This window comes from Streptomyces hazeniae (assembly GCF_031845485.1).
GTDB lineage: Bacteria > Actinomycetota > Actinomycetes > Streptomycetales > Streptomycetaceae > Streptomyces > Streptomyces hazeniae.
The window spans coordinates 65,697-88,474 of record NZ_JAVREQ010000024.1 but is presented as its reverse complement, the minus strand read 5'-3'; the positions used below and the strand labels follow the sequence as shown (position 1 = coordinate 88,474).

The 22,778-nt window shown below is 72.4% G+C and carries 12 protein-coding genes; 8 read left to right on the top strand and 4 right to left on the bottom strand.

The window, feature by feature from the left end; all coding sequences use genetic code 11:
* Window positions 1–157: 157 nt before the first annotated feature.
* Window positions 158–856, top strand: coding sequence for a ribosome hibernation-promoting factor, HPF/YfiA family (hpf, locus tag RM572_RS23125; protein ID WP_027764966.1), 699 nt, complete (start codon window positions 158–160; stop codon window positions 854–856).
* A gap of 163 nt (window positions 857–1,019) precedes the next feature.
* Window positions 1,020–1,784, top strand: a complete 765-nt coding sequence (locus RM572_RS23120) for a response regulator (protein WP_027764965.1) — start codon at window positions 1,020–1,022, stop codon at window positions 1,782–1,784.
* Between the two features lie 86 nt (window positions 1,785–1,870).
* Here RM572_RS23120 and RM572_RS23115 read toward each other — a convergent pair whose 3' ends face one another.
* On the bottom strand, window positions 1,871–3,037 hold the full coding sequence (locus RM572_RS23115) for a winged helix-turn-helix domain-containing protein (protein WP_311675338.1): 1,167 nt from the start codon (window positions 3,035–3,037) through the stop codon (window positions 1,871–1,873).
* Window positions 3,038–3,093: 56 nt separating this feature from the next.
* Window positions 3,094–3,678: a GNAT family N-acetyltransferase gene (locus RM572_RS23110; RefSeq protein WP_027764963.1), complete on the bottom strand. Its 585-nt coding sequence runs from the start codon at window positions 3,676–3,678 to the stop codon at window positions 3,094–3,096.
* 176 nt (window positions 3,679–3,854) lie between these two features.
* Here RM572_RS23110 and secA point away from each other — a divergent pair, with 176 nt between their 5' ends.
* Complete coding sequence (gene secA / locus RM572_RS23105; protein ID WP_311675337.1) at window positions 3,855–6,668, top strand: preprotein translocase subunit SecA; 2,814 nt, start codon at window positions 3,855–3,857, stop codon at window positions 6,666–6,668.
* A gap of 88 nt (window positions 6,669–6,756) precedes the next feature.
* Here secA and RM572_RS23100 read toward each other — a convergent pair whose 3' ends face one another.
* On the bottom strand, window positions 6,757–7,482 hold the full coding sequence (locus RM572_RS23100) for an Rv3235 family protein (protein ID WP_311675336.1): 726 nt from the start codon (window positions 7,480–7,482) through the stop codon (window positions 6,757–6,759).
* A gap of 314 nt (window positions 7,483–7,796) precedes the next feature.
* Between RM572_RS23100 and RM572_RS23095 the strand changes: the two genes are divergently transcribed.
* The 4 genes from RM572_RS23095 (at window position 7,797) to RM572_RS23080 (ending at window position 17,142) form a co-directional block, all read left to right on the top strand.
* Window positions 7,797–8,318, top strand: a complete 522-nt coding sequence (locus RM572_RS23095) for a DUF6912 family protein (protein WP_311675335.1) — start codon at window positions 7,797–7,799, stop codon at window positions 8,316–8,318.
* Between the two features lie 115 nt (window positions 8,319–8,433).
* On the top strand, window positions 8,434–9,123 hold the full coding sequence (locus tag RM572_RS23090; protein WP_311675334.1) for an HAD family hydrolase: 690 nt from the start codon (window positions 8,434–8,436) through the stop codon (window positions 9,121–9,123).
* 483 nt (window positions 9,124–9,606) lie between these two features.
* Window positions 9,607–14,604, top strand: a complete 4,998-nt coding sequence (locus RM572_RS23085) for an NAD-glutamate dehydrogenase (protein ID WP_311675333.1) — start codon at window positions 9,607–9,609, stop codon at window positions 14,602–14,604.
* Window positions 14,605–14,874: 270 nt separating this feature from the next.
* A complete protein-coding gene (locus tag RM572_RS23080; RefSeq protein WP_311675332.1) occupies window positions 14,875–17,142 on the top strand; it encodes a bifunctional glycosyltransferase/CDP-glycerol:glycerophosphate glycerophosphotransferase in 2,268 nt (755 codons plus the stop codon).
* Between the two features lie 25 nt (window positions 17,143–17,167).
* Here RM572_RS23080 and RM572_RS23075 read toward each other — a convergent pair whose 3' ends face one another.
* Window positions 17,168–20,878 (bottom strand): bifunctional glycosyltransferase/CDP-glycerol:glycerophosphate glycerophosphotransferase, encoded by a 3,711-nt coding sequence (locus RM572_RS23075; RefSeq protein WP_311675331.1) that lies wholly within the window; start codon window positions 20,876–20,878, stop codon window positions 17,168–17,170.
* Window positions 20,879–21,175: 297 nt separating this feature from the next.
* Between RM572_RS23075 and rox the strand changes: the two genes are divergently transcribed.
* Window positions 21,176–22,615, top strand: a complete 1,440-nt coding sequence (rox, locus tag RM572_RS23070; RefSeq protein ID WP_311675330.1) for a rifampin monooxygenase — start codon at window positions 21,176–21,178, stop codon at window positions 22,613–22,615.
* The last annotated feature ends 163 nt before the right edge of the window (window positions 22,616–22,778 follow it).

Below are 22,778 nucleotides of genomic sequence, written 5' to 3'. Positions count from 1 at the left end.
AGAGGGATGACGATCTTCCGAGTGGGGGAGGAGGAGGTGAAGTCGCAACCCGACCTTGTGCCGGAGCGTGACCGGCAGCGGCCGTGAACCTCCGGCGTCAGTGCACAAAGGGCGCGCCGCGCTCAGCGCGAAGCAGCGTCCGGGAACGGAGTTCTGCGTGGACATCGTCGTCAAGGGCCGGAAGACAGAGGTGCCGGACCGGTTCCGCAAGCACGTGGCCGAGAAGCTGGAGAAGATCCAGAAGCTCGACGGCAAGGTGATCAACCTTGATGTCGAGGTCTCGAAGGAGCACAACCCCCGGCAGGCCAACCGTTCCGACAGGGTGGAGATCACCCTGCGCACCCGCGGCCCGGTCATTCGCGCCGAGGCTTCGGCCTCTGATCCGTATGCGGCGCTCGACCTTGCCACCGGAAAGCTCGAGGCACGCCTGCGCAAGCAACACGACAAGCGCCGGGTGCACCGCGGCGGCCACCGCGCCCCGATCAGCGTGGCCGCGGCGACGGCGCACCTGGCTGCGGAACTCAACGGGGAGATGGATGCCGCGTCCGCGGCGGCTCGTACCTCGGAAGACGACGGAAACTCGAACACCACGCGGGTCGGCCCGCTCGAGGTCCAGGGGGAAGGCCCCCTGGTCGTACGGGAGAAGACCCACGCCGCCGCACCCATGACGCTCGACCAGGCGCTCTACGAAATGGAGCTGGTGGGCCACGACTTCTATCTGTTCGTCGACTCGGAGACCAAGAACCCCAGCGTCGTCTACCGGCGCCACGGCTACGACTACGGCGTGATCCACCTGGAACAGGATCCGTTCGCCGAGGAGGCTCCGCTCGGAGCGGGCGGCGCCCTCGGAGGCTGACCGACGCCGCGCCCCCGGCCGGGTCACGGGAGACCCGGCCGGGGGCGCCCCACGTCGGTGCCGGGCGGACGCGGGCCCTGCGGCATGGGAGGATGGCCGGACCGTCAACCGGCGTGTTCTCCAAACGGCGTTGGGGCGGCCGAGCCCGTTGGGGGAGGAATCGATGGCGGACAGCTTCGGGCCCGCGATGTCCGTGCCGGGCGCACGGCAACCCGCGGGAGCGCCCGACGCGGAAGAGGCTGCGGGCTCGCACGACCCCTCGCGCAAGGAGCCGATCCGGGTCCTCGTCGTGGACGACCACGCGCTGTTCCGGCGCGGTCTGGAGATCGTCCTCGCGCAGGAGGAGGACATCCAGGTGGTCGGTGAGGCCGGTGACGGCGCCGAAGCCGTGGAGGTGGCCGCCGACCTGCTGCCCGACATCGTGCTGATGGACGTGCGGATGCCCAAGCGCAGCGGCATCGAGGCGTGTACGGCGCTCAAGGAGGTGGCTCCCAGCGCGAAGATCATCATGCTGACGATCAGCGACGAGGAGGCCGACCTCTACGACGCGATCAAGGCCGGCGCGACGGGCTACCTGCTCAAGGAGATCTCCACCGACGAGGTCTCCACCGCCATCCGCGCCGTCGCGGACGGGCAGTCCCAGATCAGCCCCTCCATGGCGGCGAAGCTGCTCACCGAGTTCAAGTCGATGATCCAGCGCACGGACGAGAGCAAGCTGGTACCGGCGCCCCGGTTGACCGACCGCGAGCTGGAGGTCCTCAAGCTCGTCGCCACCGGCAAGAACAACCGCGACATCGCCAAGGAACTCTTCATCAGCGAGAACACGGTGAAGAACCACGTCCGGAACATCCTGGAGAAGCTTCAGCTGCACTCCCGGATGGAGGCCGTGGTCTACGCGATGCGGGAGAAGATCCTCGAGATCCGCTGAGGGCGCCCGAGGCCGGCTGCCCGCGTCCGCCGACCGGCGGCGGGTCCGGACCGTCAGAAGCCCTCCCCCTCAGAAGACCTCCCCCGTCAGGAAGCGTCCCGCAGCGCCGCATCCAGCGGCCCGCGCAACTCCTCCGGTGCGCACCGCTCCACCCGCACCGCGTCGCAGCCCACCCACTCCGCGGCCTCCCGCAGCGCCTTCGCCATCGGCTCCACCGCGCTCCGCCCCCGCAGCGACAGCTGCCGTGCGACCAGCGTCGTCCCCTCCCGTGCCGGGTCGACCCGGCCCCGCAGTTTCCCGCCCGCCAGCAGCGGCATCGCGAAGTAGCCGTGCAGCCGCTTGGGCCGCGGCACGTACGCCTCCAGGCGGTGGGTGAAGTCGAACATGCGCAGCGTCCGCGGGCGGTCCCAGACGAGCGAGTCGAAGGGGGAGAGCAGCGTGGTGCGGTGCCTACCGCGCGGCGGGGAGGCGAGGGCCTGCGGGTCGGCCCAGGCGGGCTTCTGCCAGCCCTGCACCTCCACCGGCACCAGGCCGGTGTCCGGCAGTACGGACGCCACCTGATCACCCTTGAGGCGGTGGTAGTCGGCCAGGTCGGCCCGGGTGGCGACGCCCATGGCCGACCCGGCCTGGGCCACCAGGCGGCGTACGCACTCGGCGTCGTCCAGGTCGTCGTGCAGCAGGGCGTCGGGGACCGCGCGCTCGGCCAGGTCGTAGACCCGCTTCCAGCCGCGCCGCTCGGTGCAGACCACCTCGCCGGTGTCCAGCAGCCACTCCACGGCGATCTTGGTCTGCGACCAGTCGAACCACTCGCCGCCGTTCTTGCCGCCGCCCAGCTCCGTGGTGGTCAGCGGCCCTTCGGTCTTGAGCCGGTCGCGGACCGCCGCACAGGACGACTCCTTGTCCTCCAGGTGGTGCCAGCGGTGTCCCTTGGCGCTCATGGCGCGGCGGCGGAAGGCGAAGTGCGGCCATTCCTCGATCGGCAGGATGCAGGCCGCGTGCGACCAGTACTCGAACGAGTGACCGCCGGTCCAGTACGCGTCCTCGACGCGCTGCCGTCCGACAGCGCCGAGGCGGGCGTACGGCACCAGTTCGTGCGAACGGGCCAGCACGGAGATGGTGTCGAGCTGCACCGCCCCGAGTCTGCCGAGCACCCCGCGCACGCCGCCGCGCCGGTCCGGCGCACCCAGCAGGCCCTGGGCGCGCAGCGCGACGCGTCGTGCCTCGTCCGCGGTCAGCGAGAGCTCGGGAGTCATGCCGCACACCCTAGAGCGCCGCACTGACAGCAGATCCCGTCGCGTGCGGCGGCGGCTCAGACCGCCGGCTCGTACGGCGTCACGGAGGCGCGCCCCCAGTCCCCGGGCAGCAGGGCCCCGATCCAGGCGTCCAGCCGGACGCCGCGGTGCACCAGGCGCCCGCGCTGGAGACCTTCCATGACGAAGCCGACCCGTGCGGCCACCGCGCGGGAGCCCTCGTTGCCCGCCGCGGCGACCCATTCCATGCGTTCCACACCCAGCCCGGTGAAGGCCCAGTCCACGACGGCGCGCGCCGCCTCCGCCGTGTAGCCCCGGCCGCGCTGCTCCTTCGCAGCCCAGAAGCCCAGTTCGGCCTGGCGTTCGGGGGCGTGCAGCAGGGCGAGCCGCACCAGCCCCATGGAACCCACCAGAGCGCCGTCCTCACGGGTGAAGTAGCCGAAGTTGTACATCGTGTCGTCGCGCCAGCCGGCGGGGCTGACGCGGGTCACGAACTCGAGCGCGTCCTCCCGGCGGTACGGCGCCGGTACCGGTATCCACCGGGCGATCTCCGGGTCCTGGCAGGCGGCGGCGACGGCGTCGACGTCGGCCTCGGTGAACGGGCGCAGTTCGAGGCGCTCGGTGGTGAGGGTGATGGGCTCCATGACGGCATTCTCCCGTGCCCGTCCGGCCCGCCGTACCCGGCACGTTCCGGATGTCCGGCACGTTGGGGGTACAGGGGGCTACGCCCCTGTCTTACGATGGCCGGTGCGGCGGGGGACTGCTCCGCCGTGCCCGCGCACCAGACGTGCCAGGCCCGACCGGCAAGGAGTCACCCTACGTGTCCGTCTTCGGCAAGCTCATGCGCGCAGGTGAAGGAAAGATCCTGCGCAAGCTGGACCGCATCGCGCGGCAGGTGAATTCCATTGAAGAGGACTTCGTCGATCTCTCCGACGCCGAGTTGCGGGCTCTGACCGACGAGTACAAGGAGCGGTACGCGGAGGGCGAGAGCCTCGACGACCTGATGCCGGAGGCCTTCGCCACCGTCCGTGAGGCGGCCAAGCGCGTCCTCGGCCAGCGGCACTACGACGTGCAGCTCCAGGGCGGCGCCGCGCTGCACCTCGGGTACGTCGCGGAGATGAAGACCGGTGAGGGCAAGACCCTGGTCGGCACCCTGCCCGCGTACCTCAACGCGATCTCCGGTGACGGCGTCCACATCATCACCGTCAACGACTACCTCGCCCAGCGCGACTCGGAGTGGATGGGCCGCGTCCACCAGTTCCTGGGCCTGAGCGTGGGCTGCATCCTGGCGAACATGACGCCGGCGCAGCGCCGCGAGCAGTACGGGTGCGACATCACCTACGGCACCAACAACGAGTTCGGCTTCGACTACCTGCGCGACAACATGGCGTGGTCGAAGGACGAGCTGGTCCAGCGCGGACACAACTTCGCGATCGTCGACGAGGTGGACTCCATCCTCATCGACGAGGCCCGCACCCCGCTGATCATCTCCGGCCCGGCGGACCAGGCCACCAAGTGGTACGGCGACTTCGCCAAGCTGGTGAAGCGCCTGGAGAAGGGCGAGCCGGGCGACCCGCGGCTGGGGAAGGCCGAGACCGGCGACTACGAGGTCGACGAGAAGAAGCGCACGGTCGGCATCCACGAGACCGGCGTGGCCAAGGTCGAGGACTGGCTGGGCATCGACAACCTCTACGAGTCCGTCAACACGCCCCTCGTCGGCTACCTCAACAACGCGATCAAGGCCAAGGAGCTCTACAAGAAGGACAAGGACTACGTCGTCATGGACGGCGAAGTCATGATCGTCGACGAGCACACCGGCCGTATCCTCGCGGGCCGCCGTTACAACGAGGGCATGCACCAGGCCATCGAGGCCAAGGAGCAGGTCGACATCAAGGACGAGAACCAGACGCTCGCCACGATCACCCTGCAGAACTTCTTCCGGCTGTACGACAAGCTGTCCGGCATGACCGGTACGGCCATGACCGAGGCCGCGGAGTTCCACCAGATCTACAAGCTGGGCGTCGTCCCCATCCCGACGCACCGCGCGCTGGCCCGTGCGGACCAGGCCGACCTGATCTACCGCACCGAGGTCGCCAAGTTCGACGCGGTCGTCGACGACATCGCGGAGAAGTACGAGAAGGGCCAGCCGGTCCTGGTCGGCACGACCTCCGTGGAGAAGTCCGAGTACCTCTCCAAGCAGCTCAACAAGCGGGGCGTGCGCCACGAGGTCCTCAACGCCAAGCAGCACGACCGGGAGGCCGTGATCGTCGCCCAGGCGGGCCGCAGGGGCGCCGTCACGGTCGCGACGAACATGGCCGGCCGCGGCACCGACATCAAGCTCGGCGGCAACCCGGACGAGATCGCCGAGGACGAGCTGCGGGCCAAGGGCCTGGACCCGGTGGAGCACTCCGAGGAGTGGTCGGCGGCGCTGCCGGCCGCGCTGGAGCGGGCGGAGAAGGCCGTCGAGACCGAGTTCGAAGAGGTCAAGGACCTCGGCGGCCTGTACGTGCTGGGCACCGAGCGGCACGAGTCGCGTCGCATCGACAACCAGCTCCGCGGCCGTTCCGGCCGTCAGGGCGACCCGGGCGAGTCCCGGTTCTACCTCTCCCTGGGCGACGACCTGATGCGGCTGTTCAAGGCGCAGATGGTCGAGCGCGTGATGGCCATGGCCAACGTCCCGGACGACGTGCCGATCGAGAACAAGATGGTCACCCGTGCCATCGCCTCCGCCCAGTCGCAGGTCGAGCAGCAGAACTTCGAGATCCGGAAGAACGTCCTCAAGTACGACGAGGTGCTCAACCGGCAGCGCGAGGTCATCTACGGGGAGCGTCGCCGCGTCCTGGAGGGCGAGGACCTGCACGAGCAGGTGCGGCACTTCATGGACGACACGATCGAGGCGTACGTCGAGGCCGAGACGTCGGAGGGCTTCGCAGAGGAGTGGGACCTCGACCGGCTCTGGGGCGCCTTCAAGCAGCTCTACCCGGTGCAGGTGACCGTGGACGAGCTGGAGGAGGCGGCCGGCGACCTGGCGGGTGTCACCTCCGACTTCCTCATCGAGTCCATCAAGGACGACATCCACGAGCAGTACGACGCGCGGGAGAAGGAGCTCGGCTCCGAGATCATGCGCGAGCTGGAACGCCGCGTCGTGCTCTCCGTCCTGGACCGCAAGTGGCGCGAGCACCTCTACGAGATGGACTACCTCCAGGAGGGCATCGGCCTGCGTGCCATGGCGCAGAAGGACCCGCTGGTGGAGTACCAGCGCGAGGGCTTCGACATGTTCCAGGCCATGATGGAGGGCATCAAGGAGGAGTCCGTCGGCTACCTGTTCAACTTGGAGGTCCAGGTCGAGCGGCAGGTCGAGGAGGTCCCCGTGGCGGAGCGCGAGGCGGCCGAGGACCGGGGCAAGAAGGACGCCGTCCCGGCAGGCGCCGCGCCCGCCCCGGCGATCCGTGCAAAGGGCCTGGACGCGCCGCAGCGTCCCGACCGGCTGCACTTCTCGGCCCCCACCGCCGAGGGCGGCGTCGTCGAGGGCGAGATGCCGACCGGTGACGGCCCGGTGCGGTCCGCCGCCGACGGCATGACCCGCGCGGAGCGGCGCAAGGCGCAGAAGGGCGGCCGTCGCCGCAAGAAGTGAACGGCCGCGGGCGCGCCCCGGGCGCGCCCGCCCGCCGACGGGCCGGGCCCGTGCTCCGCACCGGGGCACGGGCCCGGCCCGCTTCGCGTCAGCCCAGCTCGACCGCGGCACACCGCCAGCGCCGGTCCTCGCCGGCTTCCAGCCGGAACGCCATCGCCCGTTCGCGGCCGCCGGTGCTGATCCGGGCGCTGGCCTCGATCACGTCGTCCTCCAGGCGCATGCTGCGCACCGACGCCAGCACCGCGGCCCGTCGGTCCGCGCCGTCCGGGCGCAGCGGCGCCCGTTCCGCGAGGGCGACGACCTGGTCGAAGGCCGTCCCGCGGGCGTGGCCCAGCAGGGCGTGCACCGGCCGCCGGCCGCTGAGCACCTCGACCAGCTGCTCGGCGAACCACCGCGAGGGGGAGGGGCGTACGGCCGTCCGTACGCCGCCGCGTGCACCCGGGCGCCGGGGGTCCCGCCGTCCCGGCGGGGCGGTACGGGCGGGGGCGCGCCGCCGTACGCCGGGCCCGACGGGGGTGCGGGCACCGGGTGGTGCGGCGCCCGCGGCCCGGCCTGCGGCGGCGCGGTCCCTGGCGTTCGCGCCCTCCCCGGCGGTCCCGGCGCTCCCGCCCGCCCCGGCGTTCCCGTCGGCCCCGTCGGTCCGGGCACCGGGGCCGTCCGGGGCAGCGGAGGGAGCGGCGGTCGCGGAGCGTGAGGGTGCCGGTGACGGCGGGTGCGTCCGCTGCTCGTCGGCGTGCGGCCGCCTCGGCTGCGGCACCGGCGGGACTGCGGGCTCGCCGCCGGGTGTGCGCCGCTGGTCACAGGTGCTGGGCATGGGTTCTCCCCCGATCCGTGATGGGTGCTGCACGAGATGACTACTCGTCAGTAGCCCCAGGTTCTAGCGGCGTCCCGTCGTCGGCCGCAACGCACGGCGCGCCCGCGTCGTCGCGGAGCGTGATGCACCTATCCGGGTGGGCGGCTGTCGGGCGCTGACGGGCGGGGTCCCGCTCGCGCGCTGCACGCTCCGATACCGGGCCCGCCCGCCCCGGCCGGCGGGCGGACCGGTCGTACCGGCGGCGGGCGCAGGAGTGAACGACGGACCGTATGCTGACGGGGCAGTCGGAACGGCGATACACGAAAGCGGCAGCCATGCGCGTCTACGTCCCCCTGACCCTTCCCGCTCTCGCCGCCGCGCACCGCTCCGGCGCACTGGGTCAGGATTCCTTCGACGCCTACGCCGTGACACCGGGTCTGCGCGAGTGGTACGTCTCCGACGACCTGGAGGAGCTGGAGTACGCCGCCCTCAACCGGGCCGCGCAGGCGTCGTTGCGCCTGCTGGCCTGCGACCCCGAGGCACCCCGGGTGCGTGTGGTGGTCGCGGTCGACGTCGCCGACGGCGCCGCGACCGCCGACCCCGACCGCAGTCTCGACCCCGCCGCGCTCGGCGAGGTCCGCGTCGCCGGGCCGGTGCCCCTCACCGAGGCGGCGGCGGTGCACGTGGACGCGGAGGACGCCCGTGAGGACGTGTCCGCCGCGGCGGACGCCCTCGGTGCGGCCGACAAGGGCGACGACGACGCCCGCTTCGTCGTGGACGGCGCCGAGGACCACGAACTGTTGTGGTTCGCCACCCAGGAGATCGACACCCTGCTGGGCCGAGCGTCCGAGGGCTGAGGGTCCGAGGGCTGAGCGTCCGGGGGTCCGGCGTCCACAGGCCCGGACGGGCCCGGGAGTGCGCCGCCGGAATTCCGTTACCGCGCTGTCGGACCCGGCGCGTACGGTGCTGCACATGGCATCTCCGCGGCGCGCAGGCACCACCCACATCGTCTGGGACTGGAACGGGACGCTCCTCCACGACATCCACGCCGTCCTCGACGCGACGAACGCCGCGTTCGCGGAGACCGGTATGCCGTCGATCACCCTGGAGCGCTACCGCGACCTGTACTGCGTGCCGGTCCCCCGTTTCTACGAACGCCTGATGGGGCGGCTGCCCACGGACGAGGAGTGGGCGGCGATGGATGCGATGTTCCACCGGCACTACTGGGAGCGCGCCGAGGGCGTCGGCCTCACCGAAGGCGCGGCGGAGCTCCTGGCGGCCCGGCAGGCCGCCGGGCACACGCAGTCGCTGTGCTCGCTCGCGCCGCACGACATGCTGCTGCCCCTGATCCGCACGCACGGCATCGACGCCCACTTCCTGCGGGTGGACGGCTCCACCGGTGACAACGCCGGCGGCAAGGCCGCCCAGATGGCGCGCCATCTGGCGGCGCTGGAGGACGTCGGCTCCGACCGGACGGTGGTCATCGGCGACGCGGTGGACGACGCGGTGGCGGCCGCGCACGTCGGGGCGAGGGCCGTGCTGTACACCGGCGGTTCGCACAGCCGCGCCAGCCTGGAGGAGGCGGGCGTGCCCGTCGTCGACACCCTCGCCGAAGCGGTCGAGGCCGCGGACCGGATCGCCTCCGGCGTCCGTCACGTCTGACGCTCCGCCCAGGGGCCGAGCCCGCCCGCTCACCTCCGCAGGGGCGCGCAGCCACGTGCGGCGTCGCCCGGGCCGAGCTGAGGGAGGGCAGGGGTACGGCCGCCGCCGCGGGTACCGAGCGCGGGGCGTCCGGTGCGTCCGGAGGAGGTGCACGACCGGGTCGCGGCTCTGCCGCGGGGACGTCGGGAGGAGCCGCGCGGTTTCGTCCATATCGGCAGGTTTCCCGGAGGGATTTTTGTACGCCGTACCAATCGGCCACCGCATCCGAGGGGGTACGTTGGTGCGCGTGACCAGCGCGATACACGCGGAGGGCGCCGACGCCCTCGCCCCGCGCCCCGGGGGACACCGCTCCGGGGCCGTCGCCGCTGGTCACCGCATCCGGCATGACGTCTCACTTCTGCGGACACTCCGTGCTGTGTGTGACGTCGTCGTGCCCACACCACACCGACGTCACGCAACGGCGCGCGACAGGAGTCAGAGGACATGCAGACCAAGCTGGACGAAGCCAAGGCCGAGCGGCTCGCCGAGGCGGTTCGAGTAGCCGAGCAGAGCCCGCTGGGAGGCCAGAAGACCAAGGGTCTCCAGCCGCACTCCCTCGGCGCGTATCTCCAGCGCTACTACCTGCACACCGCCCCGGAGGACCTGACCGACCGGGACCCGGTCGACATCCTCGGTGCAGCTCTCGCCCACCACACCCTGGCGCAGGACCGTCCGCAGGGCACGGCGAACGTGCGGGTCTACACCCCCTCCGTGGACGAGAACGGCTGGGCCTGCACGCACACGGTCGTCGAGGTGGTCACCGACGACATGCCCTTCCTCGTCGACTCCGTCACCAACGAGCTGTCCCGCGAGGGCCGCGGCATCCACGTCGTCGTGCACCCGCAGATGATCGTCCGCCGCGACGTCACCGGTGCGCTGCTGGAGGTGCTGGACGCGGGCCGCGACCCGTTCTCGCCCGCCGCGTCCACGCACCGCCCGGAGGAGCTGCCGGACGACGCGGTGAGTGAGTCGTGGATCCACGTCGAGATCGACCGCGAGACGGACCGTGAGGACCTCCAGGAGATCCGCGAGAGCCTGCTGAGCGTCCTGTCGGACGTCCGCGAGGCCGTCGAGGACTGGACGAAGATGCGCGACGCCGCCCTGCGCATCGCGGACGAGCTGACGGACGAGGCGACCCCGGACGACCTGCGCGAGGGCGAGCTGGAGGAGGCCCGCGAGCTGCTGCGCTGGCTGGCCGACGACCACTTCACCTTCCTCGGCTACCGCGAGTACGAGCTGGAGACCGAGGGCGACGGCGCGGACGGCGAGGGAACACTGCTGCTGGCCGCCAAGGCGGGCACCGGCCTGGGCGTGCTCCGCTCCGACCCGCGGCACGTGGACGACGAGGGCCACCCGGTGTCGCCGTCGTTCAACCGGCTGCCGTCGGACGCCCGCGCCAGAGCGCTCGAGCACAACCTGCTGATTCTCACCAAGGCCAACAGCCGTGCCACCGTGCACCGCCGCTCCTACCTCGACTACGTCGGCGTGAAGAAGTTCGACGCCGACGGCAACGTGGTGGGCGAGCGCCGCTTCCTGGGCCTGTTCAGCTCGGCGGCCTACACCGAGTCGGTGCGCCGCGTGCCGGTGATCCGCCGCAAGGTGGCCGAGGTCCTGTCGACGGCGGGCTTCACCCCGGACAGCCACGACGGCCGGGACCTGCTCCAGATCCTGGAGACGTACCCGCGCGACGAGCTGTTCCAGACGCCGGTCGACGAGCTGCGCGCGATCGTCACCTCGGTGCTCTACCTCCAGGAGCGCAGGCGGCTGCGGCTCTACCTGCGCCAGGACGAGTACGGCCGGTACTACTCGGCGCTGGTGTACCTGCCGCGCGACCGCTACACCACGGCCGTGCGGCTGCGGCTGATCGACATCCTGACGGAGGAGCTGGGCGGCACCAGCGTCGACTTCACGGCGTGGAACACCGAGTCGATCCTCTCCCGGCTGCACTTCGTCATCCGGGTGAAGCCCGGCAGCGCGCTGACCGAGCTGACCGACGAGGAGACGGACCGCATCGAGACCCGGCTGGCCGAGGCCGCCCGGTCGTGGGCGGACGGCTTCACCGAGGCGCTGGTCTCCGAATGCGGCGAGGAGCAGGCCGCCGAGCTGGCGCACCGGTACGCCAACGCCTTCCCGGAGGGCTACAAGGCCGACTTCCCGCCCCGCGCCGCGGTCGCCGACCTCCAGCACATCCAGAAGCTGCGCGGCGGCGGTGGCGAGGAGCGCGGCTCGGACGTGGAGCGTCCGGACTTCGCGCTCAGCCTGTACGAGCCGGTGGGCGCCGCGATCGGCGAGCGCCGCTTCAAGATCTACCGCACCGGCGAGCCGGTGTCGCTGTCGGCGGTGCTGCCGGTGCTCCACGCGCTGGGCGTCGAGGTGGTCGACGAGCGGCCGTACGAGCTGAAGGCCTCCGACCGCAGTCGCGCGTGGATCTACGACTTCGGGCTGCGGATGCCCGCGTCGCAGATGAAGTCCTTCGGCGACGACGCCCGCGAGCGCTTCCAGGAGGCGTTCAGCGCGGTGTGGACGGGCCGTGCGGAGAACGACGGCTTCAACACGCTGGTGTTCACCGCGGGGCTGACCTGGCGGCAGGCGATGGTGCTGCGCGCCTACGCGAAGTACCTGCGGCAGGCCGGCGCGACCTTCAGCCAGGACTACATGGAGGACACCCTCCGGCACAACGTCCACACCACCCGGCTGCTGGTGAACCTGTTCGAGGCGCGGATGTCGCCGGAGCGGGCGCGGGCCGGGCACGAGCTGACCGACGCGATGCTGGAGGAGCTGGACGCCGCGCTGGACGAGGTCGCCAGCCTGGACGAGGACCGCATCCTGCGCTCGTTCCTCACCGTCATCAAGGCCACGCTGCGCACCAACTACTTCCAGCGCGACACCTACGGCGAGCCGCACTCGTACGTGTCGATGAAGCTCGACCCGCAGCAGATCCCCGATCTTCCGGCGCCGCGTCCGGCGTACGAGATCTGGGTGTACTCGCCGCGCGTGGAGGGCGTGCACCTGCGGTTCGGCAAGGTCGCGCGCGGCGGTCTGCGCTGGTCCGACCGCCGGGAGGACTTCCGGACCGAGATCCTGGGTCTGGTGAAGGCGCAGGAGGTCAAGAACACCGTCATCGTGCCGGTGGGCGCCAAGGGCGGCTTCGTCGGCAAGCAGCTGCCCGACCCCGCGGTGGACCGGGACGCCTGGCAGGCGGAGGGCGTCGCCTGCTACCGGACCTTCATCTCCGGTCTGCTGGACATCACCGACAACCTGGTGGCCGGCGAGGTCGAGCCGCCGACGGACGTGGTGCGGCACGACGAGGACGACACCTACCTGGTCGTCGCGGCGGACAAGGGCACCGCGAAGTTCTCCGACATCGCCAACGAGGTGGCGACGGCGTACGGCTTCTGGCTGGGCGACGCGTTCGCCTCCGGCGGCAGCGCGGGCTACGACCACAAGGGCATGGGCATCACCGCCAAGGGCGCCTGGGAGTCGGTGAAGCGCCACTTCCGGGAGCTGGGCCACGACACCCAGACGCAGGACTTCACCGTCGTCGGCATCGGCGACATGAGCGGCGACGTGTTCGGCAACGGCATGCTGCTGTCGGAGCACATCCGGCTGGTGGCCGCGTTCGACCACCGGCACATCTTCCTCGACCCGGACCCGGACGCCGCGACCTCGTACGCCGAGCGGAGGCGCGTCTTCGACCTGCCGCGTTCCTCGTGGGAGGACTACGACACCTCGCTGATCTCGGCGGGCGGCGGCGTCCACCCGCGCAGCGCCAAGTCGGTGCCGATCACCCCGCAGGTGCGCAAGGCGCTGGGCATCGAGTCCGGCGTCAGCAAGATGACGCCGGCCGACCTGATGCGGGCCATCCTGTCCGCCCCGGTCGACCTGCTGTGGAACGGCGGCATCGGCACGTACGTGAAGGCGTCCACCGAGTCGAACGCGGACGTCGGGGACAAGGCGAACGACGCCATCCGGGTGGACGGCCAGGACCTGCGGGTGAAGGTCGTCGGCGAGGGCGGCAACCTGGGCCTGACCCAGCTCGGCCGCATCGAGTACGCGCACCACGGCGGCCGCATCAACACCGACGCGATCGACAACAGCGCGGGCGTGGACACCTCGGACCACGAGGTGAACATCAAGATCCTGCTGAACGCGGTGGTCACGGCCGGCGACATGACCGTCAAGCAGCGCAACGCGCTGCTCGCGGAGATGGAGGACGAGGTCGGCGCGCTGGTGCTGCGCAACAACTACGCGCAGAACGCCGCCCTGGCCAACTCCCTGGAGCAGGCTTCCAGCCTGCTCCACGCCCACCAGCGGCACATGCGACGGCTGACGAAGGAGGGCAAGCTCGACCGCCAGCTGGAGTTCCTGCCGAGTGACAAGCAGATCCGGGAGCGGCTGAACAGCGGCCTCGGGCTCACCCAGCCCGAACTGGCCGTGATGCTCGCCTACACCAAGATCGTCGTCACCGAGGACCTGCTGGCCAGCGACCTGCCCGACGACGCGTACCTCCAGCAGCTCGCCCTGGCGTACTTCCCGAAGGCGCTGTGCGAGCGGTTCGAGCAGGAGATCCACGAGCACGCGCTGCGCCGCGAGATCATCACGACGCTGCTGGTCAACGACGCGATCAACACCGGCGGCTCCTCGTTCGTGCACCGCTTGAAGGAGGAGACCGGGGCGTCCACGGAGGAGATCGTCCGGGCGCACACCGCGGCCCGCGCGGTCTTCGGCCTGGGCGCCATCTGGGACGAGGTCGAGTCGCTGGACAACAAGGTGTCGGCGGACATCCAGACCCGCATCCGGCTGCACTCGCGGCGGCTGGTGGAGCGCGCCACGCGCTGGCTGCTCAACAACCGGCCGCAGCCGCTCCAGCTCACCGAGACGATCGAGCTGTTCGGCGAGCGGGTGGCCACCGTGTGGGCCGAACTGCCCAAGCTGCTCCAGGGCGACGACCTGGAGTGGCACCGCAAGGTGCACGACGAGCTGGCCGGTGCGGGCGTGCCGGAGGACCTGGCGCGGAAGGTGGCCGGCTTCTCGGCGGCGTTCCCCGCGCTGGACGTCGTCGCGGTCGCCGAGCGCACCGGGAACGGCCTGCTGGACGTCGCCGAGGTGTACTACGACCTGGCCGACCGGCTGGCCATCACCCAGCTCCAGGAGCGGGTCGGCGAGCTGCCGCGTTCCGACCGCTGGCAGTCCATGGCCCGCGCGGCGATCCGCGAGGACCTGTACGCGGCCCACCAGCTGCTGACGGCGGACGTGCTGGCGTCCACGGACGAGACGGCGGGCGCCGGGCAGCGCTTCACGGCCTGGGAGGAGAAGAACTCCGCCATCCTGCACCGCGCCCGGGCGACGCTGGAGGAGATCCACGCCTCGGAGTCCTTCGACCTGGCGAACCTGTCGGTGGCCATGCGGACCATGCGCACGCTGCTGCGCAGCAACCGCTGACGGTCGCGTAGCGCACCCGAGGTCCGCGCACGGCCCGTCTCCCGCACTGCGGGAGGCGGGCCGTCGCCGTTCCCGTCCGCGTCCCGGGGCGTATCCCCGTCCGCGTCTCCGTCCGGATTCCCCCGAGTGCCCCACCGGAGTACGAAAGCGGGCATATTGTGCGACGATTTCTGGCACGTGGTCGACGGAACCCATCCGCCGCCGCGCGCAGCAGCCGCCTCATCCGTCGCGTACGTGTTCGAACGAGTCGAGTCGGGGATTCGGGAGCTCATGCCACGTCTCAGCATCGTCGTACCGGTCTTCAAGGTTCAGGGCTACCTCCGCGAGTGCCTGGACTCGATCCTGCGCCAGTCCTTCACCGACCTGGAGGTCATCGCGGTCGACGACTGCTCGCCGGACGGCAGCGGCCGCATCCTGGACGAGTACGCCGCACGGGACGGCCGGGTCACCGTGCTGCACCTGCCGGAGAACGTCGGGCTCGGCCGCGCCCGGAATGCGGGCGTCGAGCGCGCGACCGGCGACTACCTGCTCTTCCTCGACAGCGACGACAGCTACCTGGACGGCGCCCTGGAGGCCATCGCCCGGCGGCTCGACGCCTGCGGCGACCCGGACGTGCTGGTCTTCGACCACGTGCGCTCGTACTGGTGGAACGTGGTCCGTCCCAGCCAGTTCGGCGAGGTGCTCGCCTCCGTCGGCGACCGCACCGCGAGCGTGTTCGAGGAGCCCGCGCTGCTGGAGCTCTTCGCCGTCGCCTGGAACAAGGCCTACCGGCGCGCGTTCTACCGGGCAGGCGGCCTGGCGTTCCTGCCCGGCCTGTACGAGGACGCCCCGCTGGCGTACGAGGCGATGATCACCGCGGAACGGGTCGGCTGCCTGGCCCGTGCCTGCGTGGACTACCGGCAGCGCTACCAGGGCGCCATCACCCGCTCCCCGGGCCGCAAGCACTTCGACATCTTCCCGCAGTACGCCTCGCTGTTCGCCTTCCTCGACGAGCGCCCGCACCTGGACCCGCTGCGCCCGGTGATCTTCGAGCGCATGATCAACCACTTCGTGTTCTGCCTCGGGCGCCCCGACCGGGTACGGCCCGCCGACCGCCGCGAGTACTTCGGCGTCGCCGCCGCCTTCCACCGCCGCTACCGCCCGCAGGACTACCACCCACCGTCCGGCCGTTCCGGGCTGGCGCACCGCGCCGTCGCCTCCGGACGCTTCCCGCTCTTCGCCTCCGTGGACGCCGCCCGCGAGATGCACCGCCGCGGCACGTCCGGGGTGCGGCGCTCCCGGCGCACCGCCGGGAAGGTCGCCTACCGGGCGCTGTACCGGATGCAGCGCCGGCTGCCGCTCGACGAGCACCTCGCCGTCTACAGCGCCTACTGGGACCGCGGGATGCGCTGCAATCCGGCCGCGGTCGAGGCGAAGGTCCGCGAGCTGGCGCCGCACGTGCGCAGCGTGTGGGTGGTGCGCCGGGAGGCCGTCGAGTCGCTGCCGCCCGGCGTCGACTACGTACTGCCGCGCAGCGTCCGCTACTGGCAGGTCATCGCCCGCGCCACGTACCTCGTCAACAACGTCAACTTTCCCGACTACGTGGTCAAGCGGGAGGGCCAGGTCCACCTCCAGACCCACCACGGCACGCCACTGAAGCGGATGGGCCTGGACCAGCAGCCGTTCCCCGCGGCGGCGGCCGGGATGAGCTTCCGCCGCCTGCTGCACCGGGCGGGCCGCTGGGACTACAGCATCTCGGCCAACCCGCACTCCACCGAGATGTGGGACCGCGTCTACCCGTGCCCGTACGAGCACCTGGAGACCGGCTACCCGCGCAACGACGTCTTCTCCACCGCCACCGACGACGACGTCCTCGCGATCCGCGAACGTCTCGGCGTCCCCCGCGACCGGGTCGCCCTGCTGTACGCGCCCACCATGCGCGACTACCGCAAGAGCTTCGTCCCCGAGCTCGACCTGGTGCGCATCGCGCAGGAACTCGGCGACGGCTACGTGCTGATGGTGCGCACGCACTACTTCTACGGCCAGGACCCGCGCCTGGAGGACCTGGAGCGGCAGGGCCTGCTGCTGGACGTGTCCGCGCACGACAGCGTCGAGGAACTGTGCCTGGCCTCCGACGGGCTGATCACCGACTACTCGTCGGTGATGTTCGACTACGCCAACCTGGACCGGCCGATCCTCACCTACGCCCCGGACTGGGAGGCGTACCAGGCGGCCCGCGGCGTCTACTTCGACCTTCTCTCCGGCCGGCCGGGCGAGACCCCGGGGACGGTGGCGCGCACCGAGGGGGAGCTGATCGCCGCCGTCACCTCCGGCGCCTGGCGCGGCGAGGACGCCGCCCGGCTGCGGGCGGCGTTCCGGGAGCGCTTCTGCCCCTGGGACGACGGGCGGGCGGCCGAACGCGTGGTGCGCCGGGTGTTCCTGGGCCAGGACGCCGACGCACTCCCGCCCGTGGTGCCGGTCGCCGCCCGGCGGCCGCCGCGCGCCGTGCACCACGACGACGCGTCCTCCGCCGGGCGGCCCGCGGCCCCGGTCGTCTGAAGGGTGCGGCCCGAGCGCCGCCCCCTCAGTCGAACATGCGGTCCACGACCCGGGCCGCCGCCGTGCCGTCGTCCAGGTCGCAGAACGCCCGGCGGAAGTCCGCGTACGCGTCCCGGTGCACGTCCGCCACCGCGTCCACCTCGCGCAGCGCCTCGATCACCTCGTCCGAGGACGACAGCAGCGGCCCCGGCGCCCGCTGCTCGAAGTCGAAGTAGAAGCCGCGCAGCACGTCCCGGTAGTGGTCGAGGTCGTAGGTGTGGAAGAGCATCGGCCGCCCGGTGTGCGCGAAGTCGAACATCACCGACGAGTAGTCGGTGACCAGCACGTCCGCGACGAGCAGCAGTTCTGCCAGGTCCGGGTGCGCGGAGACGTCCCGCACGAAGCCGTCGGCGGTGCCGGGGACGCTGTCGGCGACCAGGTAGTGCTTGCGCACCAGCAGCAGGTGGTCCGCGCCGAGCGCGGCCCGCGCGGCGGCGAGGTCCAGCCGCAGGTCGAAGCGGCAGTTCGCCCGGTCGTACCGGTTGTCGTCCCGCCAGGTGGGCGCGTACAGCACCACGCGGGTGTCGAGGGGGATGTCCAGCCGGCGCCGCACCTCCTCCGCGCGCTTCTCCCGGTCCTCCGCGTACAGCAGGTCGTTGCGCGGGTAGCCGGATTCCAGCACCTCACCCTCGTAGCCGAACGCACGGCGCAGGATCGGGGTGCTGAAGCGGTTGGGGGAGAGCAGCACGCTCCACTCCGCGGCACGGGCGGGCAGGCTCTCCAGATAGGAGCGGTTGGCGAAGTCGGTGTCCGCCAGATCCAGACCGATGCGCTTCAACGGCGTCCCGTGCCAGGTCTGCACCGCGGTCTGGCCGTCACGCCGGGCGAACCAGCGGGGGAAGTGGGTGTTGCCGATCAGCCACCGGCTGCGCGCCAGCGCCTCGTGCCACCGGGCGCTGCCCATCACCACCGCCTCCGCACCGGACGGCACCAGCGCCTGCCCGTCGCGCACCACCCACAGGTGCTCCACGTCCGTGCCGCGCCGCAGCACCTCCTCGTGCACCGCGCGCGGGGAGTCGGAGTACTGACGGCCGTCGAAGCTGTGGTACAGCACCGCGTCCCGCAGCGGCTGCCTCCGCGCGACCGGATAGTGGAGCGTGCTGAGCCGGTGCTGCCCGTACGCGCCGCGCTCGGTCTCGGCGAGGTCGGAGCCGGAGGCGAGGAACAGCCGGTCGTGGTAGCGGCGTTCGGCGGTGAACGCGCGTCCGCCCGGCCCGCTGCCGCCGTGCGTCAGCGGCAGCGTGTCCAGCGCCGCGGGGTACAGCCGCACCGGCAGGTCGTCGTGCCGCGTCTCCGCGCCGACCGCCCGCAGGAACGGGAACCAGCGGCCCTGCCGCAGCGGCAGCTCGCCGGGCGCGGCGCCTGCCGGACGCAGCGCGGTGCGGAAGCGTTCGCCCGACCTCTCCAGCGGCGCGGTCACCTCCTGACGGTGGCCGCTGTGCTGCCACACCACCTCCAGCTCCGCCCCGACGGCCTCCGGAAGCACGCCCTCGACGGCCAGTTCGCCGTCCGGGCTCCAGGACACCCGGTCCGCCACCGGATGCACCGGGCGGTCGGTCAGGGCCAGCAGACCCTGCGCGTCGGGACCGGCGTACAGCTCGCGCAGCGCGTGCTCCCCGGGTGCCGCCAGGGGCGCCCGCAGCGGTGTGCCCGCGGGCTGTTCCCCGGAGGGGACGACGATCCGGCAGGTGGTCTCGTCCGCGAGGGAAAGGGCCGGCCGCCAGCGGTCGGTGCCGCGCTGCCGAGCGGCGCCCTCGGCCGAGTCGGGTCCGGCGCCGTTCTCCTCCTCCTCGCCCTCCTCCCCCTCCTCGCCCTCCGCGGCCCGTGCGGTCGCGAGGGCGGAGGTGAGTTCGGCCGTCGCGACCGACACGGCGTACGGCGTCCAGCCGTCGTCGGCCGGCGCGGCGGACGTGTCCGGCCGGACGGGCAGTTCGACCTCCGTACCCGACTGCTGGTGTGCCATCCGCAGCGCCACCGGCCGGTGCGGTTTCCGCACCGCGAGGGTCGCGTGCCAGACGCCGTCCGCGATCCGCTGCCCGGTGAGCCGCGCGGTGGTCTCCTCCACCGTCAGCCGCAGCCTTCCGCCGGCGAAGCTCGCCGACACCCGGCGGTCGCCGGGCAGTTCGCGCACCGGCGGCTGCGCGCCCGACCCCTCGCTGCCGGCCTTGACGCCGCCGCCGCGCACCAGCCCGCCGGTCACCACGCCCAGGCACACCGTCCAGCTCGCGCTGCGCCGGTCGCCGCGCAGCGCGGTCAGCAGCCGCTCGGGGTCCACCGTGATCTCGAAGCCGGACGCGTCGTAGGAGTACGTGCGCTGCCGGGAGTTGCGGGTGGCTTCGGGGGCCGGGACGGTCCGCACCCGCAACGGCAGGCGCCGTCGGCTGCCACCGCCCTGGCGCAGCCAGCCGAACTTGCGGGAACGCTGCGGGCGGTCGGCTTCCGCGGACCGCACGTAGCCGTAGCCGCGCAGCAGCAGCGTCCCGTCCGGCTGCCAGCGGGCCTCCCGCAGCCGGGCGTGCAGGGGCTGCTCGGCGGAGCGGACCCGGCCGATCCGGTGGGGCACCTCGATGGGGCTGCCGTCCGGTCGCAGGTACGCCGCCGCGCGGCGCGGCCCGCGACCGATGACATGGAAGACGTGGGGGTTGTCCCGCTCGAAGGCGAGGGCGGCGAGCAGGTCGTCGGTGCGCCCCTCGCGGACCAGGTGCCACTTGATGCGCGACGCCAGCGGCAGCGCGGCGACCACGGCGGGGTCGACGCGGGTGAGGAAGTCCCGGGCGAGGGCCGCGAACTCGGCCTGGAAGCCCTCGTCCGCCTCCGGGAACGCGGCCAGGTACGGTGCGAGGTCGACGGTGAGCACGCCGGTGTCGAAGTGGCGCTCGTCCTCGCCGCGGTGGCGGCGGTCGGAGGGCCGGCCGTGCACGAACCGGCTCACCGCGTCCAGGGCCCTGACCAGTTCACGCAGCTCCGCGCCCGCGCTCGCCCCCCGGGCGCGCGGCGCGCCGGCCACCGGCGCGCCGGGCTCCGGACGGTCCGCGCCGGAGTCCCGGCGGTGCAGCACCGGCTCGCCCACCACGTCCACGGCGGTGGCGAGGAAGTGCGCCGGTACCACCAGACGCAGGTCGGTCTGGCCCGCCTCCTCCGGCCAGGACAGCGCGTGGCGCTCCCAGAAGGCGCGACGGAAGACCTTCGTTCCGGCCATCCTGTCCCGGGCCAGATTGCGGTGCCGGGTCACGTGCGTGGCGGGCCGGTCGCGGTCCAGCGGCCTGCCCAGCAGCGGTGTCCGGCCGGGCCGTCCGTCCGCGCCGAGCCGTACGGCGTTGCCGGTGGCGAAGTCGGAACCGGTGTCCTCCAGTGTCCCGAGCAGCCGCTCGTACGCGGTGGGCGGCAGGGTGTCCTCGGGTTCGAGGAACGCGAGGTAGGGGATCTTGGCGCCGGTGTGCCGCAGGCCCGCGTTGCGGGCCCGGCCGGTGCGGCCCGGGCCTCCCGGCGGGCGGTCGGCCTCCCGCACGACGCGGAACCTCCCGTCCCCGGCGGCGAACGCGCGCGCCGCGGCCGCCACCGGCGCATCCTGCGGACCGTCGTCCACGAGGACGACCTCCAGGTCCGCCGCCGTCTGGGCCGCCAGCGACCGCAGACACGGCAGCAGGACGGCGTCGGTGGTGGGGAGGGGGACGACGACGCTGAGGCGCGGGCTCATCGGGATGCACGTCCGTTCATCGGGGCGAGACTTCTGCCACGATGCCCAACCGGTGACGGCCCGGGACGGTCACCGTACGCGATCCGTACGGGTGAGACGTGCGCATGGGGAAGGCCGGCCGCGGCCCGCTCCCGGGGGCCTCGCGAGGGGCGCCCCGGCCCGGGAAGAACGAAAGGCAAGGAGGTCGGAGACTCCTTGCCACTCTCAAGGTATAGCGCATGGGGGGCCTTGCGGCAAGGCCCCCGTCGTGCCGCACAATCACCGGCCGAAGCCGTAACCAGGGAAGACGGGGACCGTATGACGACTGACGTGATCGTGGTGGGCGGCGGGCCGACCGGCATGATGCTGGCCGCCGAGCTGCGGCTGTGGGGTGTGCGCACACTGGTGCTGGAGAAGGAGGCGGAGCCTCCCGCGTTCGTCCGCTCGCTCGGGCTGCACGTGCGCAGCATCGAGGTGATGGACCAGCGCGGCCTGCTGGAGCGGTTCCTCGCGGAGGGGCGTAAGCATCCGCTGGGCGGGTTCTTCGCCGCCATCGCCAAGCCCGCACCCGAAGGGCTGGACACCGCCCACGGCTACGTGCTGGGCATCCCGCAACCGGTCACCGACCGGCTGCTCGCCGAGCGTGCCGCCGAGCTGGGCGCCGGCATCCGGCGCGGCTGCGACGTGGTCGGGCTGGAGCAGGACGAGCAGGGGGTGACCGTCGAGCTCGCCGACGGTGCGCGGCTGCGGGCGCGCTGGGTCGTCGGCTGCGACGGCGGCCGCAGCACCGTGCGGAGGCTGCTCGGCGTCGGCTTCCCCGGCGAGCCCAGCCGTACCGAGACGCTGCTGGGCGAGATGGAGGCGACCGCCGCGCCGGAGACGATGGCCGCCGTGACGGCGGAGGTGCGCAGGACCGAGCTGCGGTTCGGCGTCGGACCCGTCGGCGACGGGGTGTGCCGGATCGTCGTGCCCGCCGAGGGGGTGGCCGAGGACCGTGCGGTCGCGCCCACCCTGGAGGAGTTCCGGTGCCGGCTGCGGGCGGTCTGCGGCACCGACTTCGGCGTGCACTCGCCCCGCTGGCTGTCCCGTTTCGGTGACGCCACGCGGCTGGCCGAGCGGTACCGGAGCGGCCGGGTGCTGCTGGCCGGCGACGCGGCGCACATTCACCCGCCGGTCGGCGGGCAGGGACTGAACCTGGGCGTGCAGGACGCCTTCAACCTCGGCTGGAAGCTGGCGGCCGAGGTCCGCGGCACGGCGCCGGAGGGGCTGCTGGAGAGCTACGAGACTGAACGGCGCCCGGTGGCCGCCGACGTGCTGGACAACACCCGCGCACAGATGGTGCTGATGTCCACCGAGCCGGGGCCGCAGTCGGTACGCCGGCTGGTGTCGGAGCTGATGGACTTCGAGGAGGTGAACCGGCATCTGATCGAGAAGATCACGGCGACGGCCGTCCGCTACGACACCGGGGAGGGGCACGCCCTGCTGGGGCTGCGGATGCGCGACGTGCCGCTGAAGCGGGGCCGCCTCTACGCGCTGATGCACGGCGGCCGGGGGCTGCTGCTCGACCGGACGGGCAGGCTCTCGGCGGAGGGCTGGGCGGACCGCGTGGACCACGTGGTCGACGGGAGCGACGAACTGGACGTTCCCGCGGTGCTGTTGCGCCCGGACGGGCACGTGGCCTGGGTGGGCGAGGAGCAGGAGGAGCTGACGGGCCCGCTGGAGCGGTGGTTCGGGGCCGCGGCTCCGGCCGGTGCCTGACACCCCCGTGCCGCGAGACGGCGACGGCCGCGGTGCCCTCGGGCGACCGCGGCCGTCTCCGCGCCGGGCGCGCCCGTGGCCGGAGGAGGGTCCGGAACGGAACGCGCCCGGCGCGGGATGGGCTCGGGCAGGACGGGCGAATCGTCCGTGCCCGGCCCGACTG

Coding starts and splice junctions, on each gene's coding strand:
- RM572_RS23120 (WP_027764965.1), top strand. CDS start 1,020: ATGGCGGACAGCTTCGGGCCCGCGATGTCCGTGCCGGGCGCACGGCAA.
- RM572_RS23115 (WP_311675338.1), bottom strand. CDS start 3,037: ATGACTCCCGAGCTCTCGCTGACCGCGGACGAGGCACGACGCGTCGCG.
- RM572_RS23110 (WP_027764963.1), bottom strand. CDS start 3,678: ATGGAGCCCATCACCCTCACCACCGAGCGCCTCGAACTGCGCCCGTTC.
- RM572_RS23100 (WP_311675336.1), bottom strand. CDS start 7,482: ATGCCCAGCACCTGTGACCAGCGGCGCACACCCGGCGGCGAGCCCGCA.
- RM572_RS23095 (WP_311675335.1), top strand. CDS start 7,797: ATGCGCGTCTACGTCCCCCTGACCCTTCCCGCTCTCGCCGCCGCGCAC.
- RM572_RS23090 (WP_311675334.1), top strand. CDS start 8,434: ATGGCATCTCCGCGGCGCGCAGGCACCACCCACATCGTCTGGGACTGG.
- RM572_RS23085 (WP_311675333.1), top strand. CDS start 9,607: ATGCAGACCAAGCTGGACGAAGCCAAGGCCGAGCGGCTCGCCGAGGCG.
- RM572_RS23080 (WP_311675332.1), top strand. CDS start 14,875: ATGCCACGTCTCAGCATCGTCGTACCGGTCTTCAAGGTTCAGGGCTAC.
- RM572_RS23075 (WP_311675331.1), bottom strand. CDS start 20,878: ATGAGCCCGCGCCTCAGCGTCGTCGTCCCCCTCCCCACCACCGACGCC.
- rox (WP_311675330.1), top strand. CDS start 21,176: ATGACGACTGACGTGATCGTGGTGGGCGGCGGGCCGACCGGCATGATG.